This is a genomic window from Blautia sp. CAG:237 (assembly GCF_000436615.1).
Classification (GTDB): domain Bacteria; phylum Bacillota; class Clostridia; order Lachnospirales; family Lachnospiraceae; genus Blautia_A; species Blautia_A intestinihominis.
Map to the genome: position 1 here is coordinate 1 of NZ_FR886656.1, position 13,676 is coordinate 13,676.

Below are 13,676 nucleotides of genomic sequence, written 5' to 3' on the forward strand. Positions count from 1 at the left end.
AAAGGATCTGTGAAGCCACGGCAACCCCTCCCTTGAGAGGAAGGTGCCAACCTGAGCGAGTGATCGAACAATAAGAGGATTGAAATCAAATTCAAGACAGTCCTATTGTTGGGGCTGTCTTATTTTGTTATGTACGCAGATAACTTATTGATCAATAGACCAGATAAAAAAGAAAGGAACCAATCATGGAGAAAGAAAAGATTTTATTTACATCCGAATCTGTAACTGAAGGTCATCCGGACAAAATGTGCGATGCCATTTCCGATGCCATTCTTGACGCGATCATGGAAAAAGACCCGATGGGCCGTGTAGCATGCGAGACCGCTACAACAACAGGTCTTGTACTTGTTATGGGAGAGATCACAACAAGCGCTTACGTTGATATCCAGAAAATCGTAAGAGATACAGTAAGAGAGATCGGTTATACCCGTGGAAAATATGGATTTGATGCTGATACATGTGCAGTCATCACTGCAATCGATGAGCAGTCAGCAGATATCGCTCTTGGCGTAGACAAAGCTCTGGAAGCTAAGATGGGAGAAGACGAGATCGATGCGATCGGAGCCGGAGACCAGGGAATCCAGTTCGGATATGCTTCCAATGAAACAGAAGAGTACATGCCATATGCGATCAACATGGCACACAAACTGGCTCGCCAGCTTACAAAAGTCCGCAAAGACGGAACTCTGCCATACTTAAGACCAGACGGAAAAACTCAGGTAACTGTTGAATACAGTGAAGAAGGCAAACCGATCCGTATCGATGCAGTTGTATGCTCTACACAGCATGATCCGGAAGTTACACAGGAGCAGATCCACGAAGACATCAAGAAATATGTATTTGATGAGATCATCCCGACAGACATGGTAGATGATGATACCAAGTACTTCATCAACCCGACAGGACGTTTCGTGATCGGTGGACCTCACGGTGACAGTGGACTTACAGGACGTAAGATCATCGTTGATACTTACGGTGGATCCGGACGTCACGGCGGCGGTGCTTTCTCAGGAAAAGACTGCACAAAGGTTGACCGTTCCGCAGCTTATGCAGCACGTTATGTTGCAAAGAACATCGTTGCAGCAGGACTGGCTGACAAGTGCGAGATCCAGCTTTCCTATGCGATCGGTGTAGCAAAACCGACTTCCATCAATGTAGAAACATTTGGAACAGGAAAACTTTCCAACACCAGACTTGTTGAGATCATCCGTGAGAACTTTGATCTCCGTCCGGCAGGAATCATCCGTATGCTCGACCTGAGAAGACCGATCTACAAACAGACAGCTGCTTACGGACATTTTGGACGTACAGATGTAGATCTTCCGTGGGAAAAACTGGATAAAGTTGACGATCTCAAGAAATATCTGTAAGACACGGTTTTTTCACCGTTTTTATAGAAAATTTAGAGATAGGAATATCGTGATATGATATAATGAACGCATATATAGCGGGTACAGACTCGTTATATGTGCGTTTATTTTTATACAGAGAAGCGGGGATGTGTTATGAAATTAAAACAGAGGATCATACTCGGTTTCCTGATGATCATATTAGTTCCAATGCTGCTGCTGGCGGCTACTTTATACGGGTTCAGCGAAGCGCAGCACAGGAGTACATCTAAGAATGAAGCAGTGCAGGAAGCAGATTATGATATTACGATCGGAGAGACCGGAGTTGACGGTTCGGGCTTACGGATCATGACGAAGGATCTTTTTTTTACGGCACTGGTCATCCTGATATTTACGAGTGTGTCCGTAGGATTGTGGATTTACAGAAGTGTTGCCACACCACTTGTTAAGCTGCGTAAGGCCACGCAGAATATCAAAGACGGAAATCTTGATTTTGTTCTTGATGTGGAAGGGGCGGATGAGTTTGCGGAACTTTGCCGTGATTTTGAGGAAATGAGGAGACGGCTCAAGGAATCCGCAGAAGAAAAACTTGTCCTGGACAAAGAAAACAAAGAACTGATCAGCAATATTTCTCATGATCTCAAGACCCCGATCACAGCCGTTAAGGGCTACGTTGAGGGTATCATGGACGGAGTGGCAGATACCCCGGAAAAGATGGATCGTTATGTCCGTACTATTTATAACAAAACAGTTGAGATGGATCATCTGATCAATGAGCTTACTTTTTATTCCAAGATCGATACAAACCGTATTCCATATACGTTCAGTAAACTGAATGTTGAGGACTATTTTTCAGACTGTGCAGAGGAAGTGGGACTGGAACTGGAAACGAGAGGAATACAGCTCTGCTATGCCAACTACGTAGACAGTGATGTGCAGGTGATCGCAGATGGAGAGCAGATCCGAAGGGTGATCCATAATATCATCAGCAATGCGATTAAATATATGGACAAGGGCAAGGGAATGAAGGGCATCATACAGATCCGTGTCAAGGATGTCGGTGATTTTGTCCAGGTTGAGATCGAAGATAATGGCAAGGGGATCGCAGCCAAAGATCTGCCATATATTTTTGACCGTTTTTACCGGACAGATGTTTCGCGAAATTCTGCCAAGGGAGGCAGTGGGATTGGTCTTTCCATCGTGCGTAAGATCCTGGAGGACCATGGAGGTAAAGTGTGGGCAACCAGCCGCGAGGACATCGGCACGATCATGTACTTTGTTTTGAGAAAATACCAGGAGGTACCTGTAAATGAGTAAAATACTGATTATTGAAGACGAAGAGGCAATTGCAGATCTGGAGAAAGATTATCTGGAACTGTCAGGATTTGATGTTGAGATCGCCACAAGAGGCGATGTAGGGCTTGAGAAGGCTCTGAAAGAAGAATACGACCTGATCATACTTGATCTGATGCTCCCTGAGGTAGATGGATTTGATATCTGCCGTCAGGTGCGCGAGGAGAAGAATATCCCGATCATCATGGTTTCGGCAAAGAAAGACGATATTGACAAGATCCGTGGACTGGGACTTGGGGCAGATGATTACATGACCAAGCCGTTCAGCCCAAGCGAACTTGTTGCCAGGGTAAAGGCACATATGGAAAGATATAACAGACTTGTAGGATCAAATGTTGTCAAGAATGATATTATCGAGATCCGTGGGATCAAGATCGACAAGACAGCGCGAAGAGTCTGGATCAATGGGGAGGAGAAGACATTTACGACCAAGGAATTTGATCTTCTTACATTCCTTGCGGAGAATCCGAACCGCGTATTTACCAAGGCGGAACTGTTCCGTCAGATCTGGGATATGGAATCTGTAGGCGACATTGCAACTGTTACCGTTCATATCAAGAAAATCCGTGAAAAGATTGAATTCAACACAGCCAAGCCGCAGTATATTGAAACCATCTGGGGTGTAGGTTACAGGTTTAAGGTATAAAAATTATGGAAAGATTATATAGAGCATTAGAAATTTACAGCCAGGAAGATTATTATCCATTTCATATGCCGGGGCACAAGAGAAATCCGGACACAGTCAATACAGACCTGCCGTTTGACAGGGATATCACAGAGATAGAGGGATTTGATAATCTTCATCATCCGGAAGGAATTCTGAAAAAAGCGCAGGAAACTGCTGCGAATGTGTATGGTACGAAGGAATGTTATTACAGCGTTAATGGCAGCACAGCGGCACTTCTTGCGGCTGTTTCGGCAGCGGTTCCGAGGAAGGGACAGATCCTTGTTGCGAGGAACTGCCACAAGGCTGTCTATCATGCTCTGTATCTGAGGAATCTGATCCCGACTTATGTCTATCCACAGATGGACCAAAAGTGGTGGATAAACGGAGGAATTTCACCGGATAAGGTGGAAAGAGCACTGGCGGAGAATCCGGAGATCAAGGCAGTGCTTCTCACATCGCCGACGTATGATGGGGTGGTATCAGATATTGAGAAGATCGCAGAGATCGTACACAGATATGAGATTCCGCTGATCGTGGATGAGGCACATGGAGCACATTTTCACTTTTCAAATTATTTCCCGACATCAGCAGCTGAACTGGGAGCGGATCTGGTTATCCAGAGTTTCCACAAGACACTTCCGTCGATGACGCAGACTGCGGTGCTCCATAACTGCAGTGACCGCGTGGACAGCAGACTGATCCGCAGATTTATGGGAATTTATCAGAGCAGCAGCCCGTCGTATATCCTTATGGCGAGTATGGATGCCTGCATGGAAAAAATGTCCTCCGACGGTAATGAGATGTTCCGTGAATTTACAAAGATCCTCGAAAAGGCGAGACGCAGGCTTTCAGAATGCAAGTATATCCGCCTGGTTTCACCGGAGATCGGAACGGCCGGAGTTTTTGATTATGATCGTTCCAAATTACTTTTTTCTACACGCTATGCGTCAATGACGGGAAGTGAACTGGCACAGATCCTTCTGGAGAAATATCACATTCAGGTGGAGATGGAAACGGAGCATTATGTGCTTGCACTGGCAGCAGTTGGTGACAGTGAGGAAGGCTTTGAGAGACTTTGCCAGGCAATCGAGGAGATCGACCAGGAAGAAGCACAGAAGAAAAAAGAAAAAAGAGAAGCAGAAGAACCGAAGGCAGGAAGAACAGCATACACTTCATTGAGCCAGTTCATGTCGATCACGGAGGCAATGGAATCGGAGAGTGAAATCCGCAAACTGGAAGAAAGTGTCGGACGGATATCGGCAGAGTTTGGATATCTCTATCCGCCTGGAATCCCGCTGATCGTACCGGGAGAACAGATTACTGGACAATTTATCCGTAATATGAGAATATACATGGAAGAGGGATTGTATCTGCAGGGACTGGAGGACTATACCAATGAGACCATCCGTGTAGTAGCCCAGAATACTACGAAGGAGCAGGAAATCTGATATTTCATGGGAAAGATTTTTTATATTATGGGAAAAAGTGCCGCCGGTAAGGACCGGATCTATTCTTTACTGGCAGGCAATAAAGAACTGAACCTGAAGAAACTGGTACTGTATACGACCAGACCGATCCGCGCGGGAGAGCAGGATGGAGTTCAGTATTATTTTACAGATGACAGCAGACTTGAGGAATTTAAGAAATCAGGAAAGCTGATCGAAGCCAGAGCCTACCATACTGTTCATGGCATCTGGACATATTTTACAGCAGATGATGGACAGGTAGATCTCTCAGAGGGAAACTATCTTGGAATCGGCACACTGGAATCTTATCAGAAACTTAAGCAATATTACGGGGAAGAACATGTGATCCCGGTTTATATTGAAGTAGAGGACGGAGAGCGATTACAGAGGGCACTTCTTCGGGAGCGGGAGCAGGAGAAACCGAAATACGAAGAGATGTGCAGACGTTTTCTGGCAGATCAGGAGGACTTTTCGGAGGAAAACATCCGGGAGGCAGGAATTAAATTAAGATTTGCTAATGAGAATTTAGAATTGTGTGTCGAAAATATTATAAAATATATAAATTCCCTTTCATAGACAAAAATAGTTTTGAATGGGTAACAAAGTATGCTATAATGTAGGCATGGCGAACAAAGATTCGTATACAGAAACAAGAGAGGTGATTCTGAATGGTTAGTTTCAACAATATTATCGGGCACGAGGAGATTATCAGGCATTTGAAGAATGCCATGACGACAGGAAAGGTATCTCATTCCTATATTTTTACCGGAAGACCTGGATCAGGTAAGAAACTTCTTGCGACGACTTATGCAATGACTCTTCAGTGCGAGGCTGGGGGAACGGAGCCATGTCAGAAGTGTGATTCCTGTAAGAAAGCCCTGGGTAAGAATCATCCGGATATCATCATGGTAAACCATGAGAAGCCGGGAACTATTTCGATAGATGAGATTCGTGATCAGCTGATTCACGATGTAGCAATTAAACCATACTGCAGTCCGCATAAGATCTATATCGTTCCGGATGCGGAGATGATGACAGTACAGGCACAGAATGCTCTTCTCAAGACAATTGAGGAGCCGCCGGAATATGCAGTCATCATGCTGCTGACCAGCAATGCAGATGCACTTCTTCCGACGATCCAGTCCCGTTGTGTCAGACTGGATCTCAAGGTAGTAGATGACAATCTGGTTAAGAAATATCTTATGGAACGTCTTCATGTGCCGGATTATCAGGCAGAGATCGATGCATCTTTTGCACAGGGAAGCATCGGCAAGGCACAGGAGGCAGCAACATCCGAAGAGTTTGGCAAGATGACAGAGAATGCTCTCAGGATCCTGAAGTATGTAAGTACGATGCAGACTTATGAGCTGACTGATGTGATCCGCGAACTTTCCGATGAGAAACAGCATATAGGCGACTATCTGGATATTTTTCAGTTCTGGTTCCGTGATGTTCTGATGTTCAAAGCTACAAGGGAAATAGACAATCTGGTCTTCAAGCAGGAAATTAATTATATAAAGGAACAGGCGAGCCAGCGTTCATATGAAAATCTCGAAAAGATACTGGAAGCACTGGAGAAGGCCAAGGTACGTCTGCGTGCAAATGTAAACTTCGAGCTTGCTCTTGAACTTCTGTTCCTGACGATCAGGGAGAGATAGAATGACAAAAATAGTTGGAATCAGATTCAGAAATGTCGGCAAAATATATTATTTTGATCCGAAGAATTATAAAATGCAGGTGGGCGATCATGTGATCGTAGAGACCGCCCGCGGAGTAGAATTCGGCAGAGTTGTACTTGGACCGAAGGAAGTTGGAGAGGACGAGGTTGTTCATCCGCTCAAAGAAGTCTTGAGAGTAGCGACTCAGGCAGATGAGGACAGAGAGCAGCAGAACCGTCTCAAGGAGAAGGATGCCTTCAAGATCTGCCAGAAGAAGATCCGTGAGCATGGTCTGGAGATGAAGCTGATCGATGCAGAATATACATTTGATAACAACAAGGTATTGTTTTACTTTACAGCAGATGGAAGAATCGATTTCCGTCAGCTTGTCAAGGATCTGGCGGCAATCTTCAAGACAAGGATCGAGCTGAGACAGATCGGTGTCCGTGATGAGACCAAGATCCTCGGAGGAATCGGAATCTGCGGCAGAAGTCTCTGCTGCCACACGTATCTGTCAGAGTTTGCACCGGTATCTATCAAGATGGCGAAGGAACAGAACCTTTCACTGAACCAGACCAAGATTTCCGGCGTATGCGGCAGACTGATGTGCTGTCTCAAGAACGAACAGGAAACATACGAGGAACTGAATAAGAAACTTCCGGGAATCGGGGACACTGTCACACTTCCGGATGGAATTCAGGGAACTGTACAGAATGTAAACGTTCTTCGCCAGAGAGTCAAAGTCGTTGTCGAAGTAAACGACGAAAAGGAGATTCAGGAATTTCCGGTAAATGAACTGAAATTCCGTCCCCGTAAGAAAAAAGTCAAAGTTTCCGAGAAGGAAATGAAGGAACTGGAAAAACTCGAAGACAGAGAAGGAGATAAAAAATCTCATGGAAAGAAATCCGCAAACTGATCTGGTACATCCGGGAGAGCGGGTCGATGACCTGCAGAATGGATTTTATGTAATTCAGAATCCAGAGAAGTTCTGCTTCGGAATGGATGCGGTTCTTTTGTCCGGCTTTGCAAAGATCAGAAAGAATGCAAGGGTCCTGGATATGGGAACCGGCACAGGGATCATTCCGATCCTGCTCAAAGGCAGAGGCAAGGGAGAACATCTCACAGGACTGGAGATACAGGAAGAATGTGCAGATATGGCCGCACGCAGTGTTGCGTACAATAGTCTGGAATCTGCAATTGATATTGTATGCGGAGATATTAAGGAGGCTGCTGGAATTTTTGGAGCAGCTTCTTTTGATGTAGTAACAAGTAATCCTCCGTATATGATCGGAGAGCATGGACTGCGTAATCCGTATATGGCAAAAGCAATTGCGAGACATGAGGTGCTCTGCACATTGGAGGATGTTGTCAGCCAGGCGTCCAGAGTACTCAAGGACAGGGGACATTTTTTTATGGTGCACCGTCCGTTCCGTCTTGCTGAGATTTTTCAGGTGCTGATGAAATACAAGCTGGAGCCGAAACGCATGCAGCTTGTGTATCCGTACATAGACAGAGAACCAAATATGGTATTGATCGAGGCCTGCAAGGGTGGAAACTCCAGAATCACGGTAGAGCGTCCGCTGATCGTTTATGAGAAGCCGGGAGAGTATACAAAGGCGATCCTGGAAATCTACGGGATGGTCTGATGATTCGGATAAGAATTCAAGAAAGGAACCTGATTTATGAGCGGTAAATTATATCTGTGTGCAACACCTATCGGAAATCTGGAAGATATTACGCTGCGTGTTCTGCGTACTCTCAAAGAAGTAGACCTGATCGCGGCAGAAGATACGAGAAACAGTATCAAGCTTCTGAATCATTTCGAGATCAAAACGCCCATGACCAGTTATCATGAATACAACAAGATCGACAAAGCTTATACACTGATCGAGAAGATGCAGTCAGGAATGAACATTGCACTGATCACGGATGCAGGTACTCCTGGAATTTCAGATCCGGGAGAAGAACTTGCTGCCATGTGTTATGAAGCAGGGATCGAAGTGACCTCACTTCCGGGACCTGCTGCCTGTATTACAGCACTTACTCTGTCAGGGCTTCCGACCAGGAGATTTGCTTTCGAAGCTTTTCTTCCAATGGACAAAAAAGAACGCAGGGAAGTCCTGGATGAACTGGTCAATGAGACAAGGACGATCATTATGTATGAGGCACCACACAAGCTGGTCCGCACACTTAAGGATCTCAAAGAAACTCTTGGCAACCGCAGAATGACACTTTGTCGGGAACTGACGAAGAAACATGAGACTGCTTTTCATACGACGATCGATGAGCTGATCGCTCATTATGAGAACGAAAAGCCATTAGGGGAATGTGTCCTTGTGATCGAGGGCAAGAGCCGCCAGGAACTCAAGGAAGAAGCTGTAGCTTCCTGGGAGGAGATCTCCATCGAGGAACATATGGAAATCTACGAAAAACAGGGGCTTTCCAGGAAGGATGCCATGAAGCAGGTGGCGAAGGACCGAGGGGTATCCAAGAGAGAAATTTATCAATATCTGATCCAGTAAATACGAGAACTGTATTTCCAAAAAAATGTGAAATACAGTTCCTTTTTTTATACATTGTTTTTACAGAAAACCGGGATTTTTAATGGAAAGAGAGTTGTTTTTGTGTTATAATAAATTAGTATACGTATGTCCAACAGAGGATATACAACCAGTAATTTTTATATAACATTGAATGACAGGAGGCAGCACATGGGCGGAGAAAATACGGAGTACGGAGCGGACCAGATTCAGATTTTGGAAGGGCTGGAAGCGGTTCGTAAAAGACCGGGTATGTATATTGGAAGTACATCCAGCCGGGGTCTGCATCATCTTGTATACGAAATTGTAGATAATGCGGTAGATGAAGCTCTGGCAGGATATTGTACAGAGATCCAGGTAAGCATCAACCCAGACAACTCCATTACAGTTGTAGATAATGGTCGGGGAATTCCGGTAGGTATCAACCACAAAGCAGGAATTCCGGCAGTTGAGGTTGTATTTACCATTCTGCATGCCGGCGGTAAGTTTGGCGGTGGAGGATATAAGGTATCCGGAGGTCTTCACGGCGTAGGAGCATCCGTTGTAAATGCTCTGTCCGAGTGGCTGGAAGTTACCATATATCACGAAGGCAGAGAATACAAGCAGCGTTATGAGAGAGGACATACAATGTATCCTCTCAAGGTTGTTGGAGAGTGTGATCCGGAGAAATCAGGAACAACTGTTACATTCCTGCCGGATAAGGAAATCTTTGAGGAAACTGTTTATGATTATGATATCCTGAAACAGCGTCTTCGTGAGATGGCTTTCCTTACCAAAGGACTTCGCATTGTCCTCAGAGATGAGAGAGAAGACTCCAAGAAAGAAAAAGTATTCCACTACGAGGGTGGTATCCGTGAATTTGTAACATATCTGAACAAGAGTAAAGAACCTCTGTATCCAGAGGTTATTTACTGTGAGGGAGAGAAGGACGGCGTTTCTGTTGAGGTTGCGATGCAGCACAACGACTCCTATACAGAGAACAGCTATGGATTTGTAAATAACATCAATACACCGGAGGGCGGTACACATATCGTTGGTTTCCGTAATGCACTTACCAAGACTTTTAACGATTATGCGAGAAAGAACAAACTTCTCAAGGACAGTGAACCGAACTTAAGCGGTGATGATATCCGTGAGGGTCTGACTGCGATCGTAAGTGTCAAGATCGAAGAACCACAGTTCGAAGGCCAGACAAAACAGAAACTTGGCAACAGTGAGGCGAGAGGCGCCGTAGACTCTGTTGTCAGCAAGCAGCTTGAAATTTTCCTTGAGCAGAATCCATCTGTAGCCAAGGCTACTGTTGAGAAATCTGTTCTTGCACAGAGAGCAAGAGAAGCAGCACGTAAAGCACGTGACCTTACCAGAAGGAAATCCGCACTCGATGGAATGTCACTTCCGGGTAAACTTGCGGACTGCTCAGACAAGGATCCGAAGAACTGCGAGATCTATATCGTAGAGGGAGATTCCGCAGGCGGTTCTGCCAAGACAGCGAGAAACCGTGCGACACAGGCAATCCTTCCGCTTCGAGGCAAGATCCTCAATGTTGAGAAGGCACGTCTTGACAGAATCTACGGAAATGCAGAGATCAAGGCAATGATCACAGCTTTTGGAACAGGTATCCATGAAGACTTTGATATCAGCAAACTGCGTTATCACAAGATTATCATTATGACCGATGCCGATGTCGATGGCGCACATATTGCGACACTTCTTCTGACTTTCCTTTACAGATTCATGCCGGAACTTATCAAGCAGGGCTATGTATATCTGGCACAGCCGCCGCTGTACAAGGTAGAAAAAAACAAGAAAGTCTGGTATGCCTACGATGATGCGGAACTGAACCGCATCCTTGAGGAGATCGGACGTGATAATAACAACAAGATCCAGCGTTACAAAGGTCTTGGAGAGATGGATGCAGAGCAGCTTTGGGAGACAACCATGGATCCGGAGAAACGAATCCTTCTCAAAGTAACAATGGACGAATCTGCTACATCTGAGATCGATCTGACTTTTACCACTCTTATGGGTGACAAAGTTGAACCAAGACGTGAATTTATTGAAGAAAATGCACGTTTTGTAGAAAATCTGGATATCTAGGAGAATAAAAAATGGAAGACAATATTTTTGACAAAATCCATGAGGTGGATCTGCAGAAGACCATGGAGAAATCTTATATAGATTACGCCATGAGCGTTATCGCCTCACGTGCTCTTCCGGATGTAAGAGATGGTCTGAAGCCGGTACAGAGAAGGGTTCTGTATTCCATGATCGAACTGAACAACGGTCCGGACAAGCCGCATCGTAAATGTGCCCGTATCGTCGGTGATACCATGGGTAAATATCACCCTCATGGAGACAGTTCTATCTATGGAGCACTTGTAAATATGGCACAGGACTGGTCTACCAGATATCCGCTGGTAGATGGTCATGGAAACTTCGGTTCCGTGGATGGTGACGGTGCTGCTGCGATGCGATACACAGAGGCTCGTCTGAGCAAGATCTCCATGGAGATGCTTGCTGATATCAACAAGAATACCGTTGATTTCCAGCCAAACTTTGATGAGACAGAACGGGAGCCGGTTGTACTTCCGTCCCGTTATCCGAACCTTCTTGTAAACGGTACTTCCGGTATCGCAGTTGGTATGGCGACAAATATCCCGCCACACAACTTAAGAGAGGTTATCAATGCAGTTGTCAAGATCATTGACAACATTATCGAGGAAGACAGAGAGACAACGATCGAGGAACTTCTTGAGATCGTCAAAGGACCGGATTTCCCGACAGGAGCAACGATCCTTGGAACAAGAGGAATTGAGGAAGCATATCGTACCGGTCGCGGCAAGATCCGTGTCCGTGCGGTGACAAATATCGAGACACTGCCAAATGGCAAATCACGTATTATCGTCACAGAACTTCCATACCTCGTAAATAAAGCCCGTCTGATCGAAAAGATCGCAGAACTTGTCCGCGACAAGAAGATTGACGGAATCACAGACCTGAATGATCACTCCAGCCGTGAGGGAATGCGAATCTGCATCGACCTCCGCAGGGATGCCAATGCAAATGTTGTCCTGAACCAGCTTTATAAGCATACACAGCTTCAGGATACTTTTGGCGTGATCATGCTTTGCCTTGTTTCCGTAAACGGAAGCCTTCAGCCGAAGGTACTGACTCTTCCGGAGATGCTTAAGCAGTATCTTGCACATCAGGAAGATGTAGTGACAAGAAGAACCAAATACGACCTGAACAAAGCACAGGAACGTGCTCACATTCTGGAAGGTCTGCTCAAAGCACTGGACAATATCGATGAAGTTATCCGTATCATCCGTGCCGCAAGAAACGTTCAGATCGCAAAACAGGAATTAATGGATCGCTTTGAACTGACAGATGTTCAGGCGCAGGCGATCGTAGATATGCGTCTCAGGGCTCTTACCGGTCTGGAAAGAGAGAAGCTGGAAGCAGAATATGCAGAATTAATGGAGAGGATCCGCAAATTACAGGCAATTCTTGCAGACAGAAATACGCTTCTCCGTGTCATCCGTGAGGAGATCCTTGCAATTGCTGAGAAATATGGCGATGACAGAAGAACTGCCATTGGATTTGATGCATATGACATCTCCATGGAGGATATGATCCCGAGAGAAAATACAGTTATCACAATGACCAAACTTGGTTATATTAAACGTATGACCGTAGACAACTTCCGCAGCCAGAACAGAGGCGGCAGAGGAATCAAGGGCATGCAGACACTGGACGATGACTATATCGAAGAACTGATGATGACGACCACGCATCATTATGTGATGTTCTTTACCAATACAGGCCGTGTATACCGTCTTAAAGCATACGAGATTCCGGAAGCAGGAAGAACTGCGAGAGGAACTGCGATTATCAATCTTCTGCAGTTGATGCCGGGAGAGCGCATTACAGCAGTTATCCCGATCAGCAAGTTCGAAGAGGGACATTACCTGATGATGGCAACCCGTAAGGGACTCGTCAAGAAAACTCCGATCCAGGATTATGCAAATGTCCGCAAAGTAGGTCTTGCAGCGATCGCACTTCGCGATGATGATGAACTGATCGAAGTAAAGGCAACGGATGATAAGAAGGACATTATCCTGGTAACCAAATATGGCCAGTGCATCCGTTTCAAAGAAACAGATGTAAGAAGCACAGGCCGAGTTTCCATGGGGGTTCGCGGTATCAATCTGCTGGATGGTGATGAAGTTGTAGCTATGCAACTTAACACGCAGGGATATTATCTCCTTGTTGTTTCTGAGAACGGTATGGGCAAGAGAACATCCATCAGTGAGTTCACCTGCCAGAACAGAGGCGGTAAGGGCGTGAAGTGCTACAAGATCACTGAGAAGACAGGCAATGTTATCGGTGCAAAAGCTGTAAATGAAGAAAATGAGATCATGATGATCACCACAGAGGGAATTATTATCCGTCTGCAGTGCGCTGATATTTCTATTCTGGGAAGAATTACCTCAGGAGTAAAACTGATCAATCTTTCCAAAGGAGTGACCGTTGCAAGCTTTGCGAAAGTCAGAGAGAAAGAAGAAGACAAAGAGAATCAGCAGACAGCAGAAGAACCTGTAAACAAAGCAAATGATGAAGTACAGGAGAGCACGGAAGAATAA

At 45.4% G+C, this 13,676-nt stretch carries 11 protein-coding genes; all 11 read left to right on the plus strand.

Annotated features, from left to right (window positions below):
- Window positions 1-185 precede the first annotated feature (185 nt).
- The 11 genes from metK to gyrA all read left to right on the plus strand — a co-directional run bounded on the left by metK (window position 186) and on the right by gyrA (window position 13,676).
- The gene (gene metK, locus QZL69_RS00540) at window positions 186-1,370 is read left to right on the plus strand and encodes a methionine adenosyltransferase (protein ID WP_022213284.1); all 1,185 of its coding nucleotides are present in this window, start codon (window positions 186-188) and stop codon (window positions 1,368-1,370) included.
- Window positions 1,371-1,505: 135 nt separating this feature from the next.
- Entirely contained in the window at window positions 1,506-2,666 is a 1,161-nt protein-coding gene (locus QZL69_RS00545) for a sensor histidine kinase (protein ID WP_022213285.1), read from the plus strand.
- The gene (locus tag QZL69_RS00550; protein ID WP_022213286.1) at window positions 2,659-3,348 is read left to right on the plus strand and encodes a response regulator transcription factor; all 690 of its coding nucleotides are present in this window, start codon (window positions 2,659-2,661) and stop codon (window positions 3,346-3,348) included. Before QZL69_RS00545 ends, QZL69_RS00550 begins: the two co-directional genes overlap by 8 nt.
- Window positions 3,349-3,353: 5 nt before the next feature.
- Entirely contained in the window at window positions 3,354-4,817 is a 1,464-nt protein-coding gene (locus QZL69_RS00555; protein WP_022213287.1) for an aminotransferase class I/II-fold pyridoxal phosphate-dependent enzyme, read from the plus strand.
- A gap of 6 nt (window positions 4,818-4,823) precedes the next feature.
- Window positions 4,824-5,411: a hypothetical protein gene (locus tag QZL69_RS00560; RefSeq protein WP_022213288.1), complete on the plus strand. Its 588-nt coding sequence runs from the start codon at window positions 4,824-4,826 to the stop codon at window positions 5,409-5,411.
- A gap of 92 nt (window positions 5,412-5,503) precedes the next feature.
- Window positions 5,504-6,493: a DNA polymerase III subunit gene (locus QZL69_RS00565; RefSeq protein ID WP_022213289.1), complete on the plus strand. Its 990-nt coding sequence runs from the start codon at window positions 5,504-5,506 to the stop codon at window positions 6,491-6,493.
- 1 nt (window position 6,494) lies between these two features.
- A complete protein-coding gene (locus tag QZL69_RS00570) occupies window positions 6,495-7,409 on the plus strand; it encodes a PSP1 domain-containing protein (protein ID WP_022213290.1) in 915 nt (304 codons plus the stop codon).
- Complete coding sequence (locus QZL69_RS00575) at window positions 7,387-8,139, plus strand: tRNA1(Val) (adenine(37)-N6)-methyltransferase (protein WP_022213291.1); 753 nt, start codon at window positions 7,387-7,389, stop codon at window positions 8,137-8,139. Before QZL69_RS00570 ends, QZL69_RS00575 begins: the two co-directional genes overlap by 23 nt.
- Window positions 8,140-8,175: 36 nt before the next feature.
- A complete protein-coding gene (gene rsmI, locus QZL69_RS00580; RefSeq protein ID WP_022213292.1) occupies window positions 8,176-9,015 on the plus strand; it encodes a 16S rRNA (cytidine(1402)-2'-O)-methyltransferase in 840 nt (279 codons plus the stop codon).
- Window positions 9,016-9,204: 189 nt separating this feature from the next.
- The gene (gene gyrB, locus QZL69_RS00585) at window positions 9,205-11,130 is read left to right on the plus strand and encodes a DNA topoisomerase (ATP-hydrolyzing) subunit B (RefSeq protein WP_022213293.1); all 1,926 of its coding nucleotides are present in this window, start codon (window positions 9,205-9,207) and stop codon (window positions 11,128-11,130) included.
- Window positions 11,131-11,141: 11 nt separating this feature from the next.
- Window positions 11,142-13,676: a DNA gyrase subunit A gene (gyrA, locus tag QZL69_RS00590; RefSeq protein WP_022213294.1), complete on the plus strand. Its 2,535-nt coding sequence runs from the start codon at window positions 11,142-11,144 to the stop codon at window positions 13,674-13,676.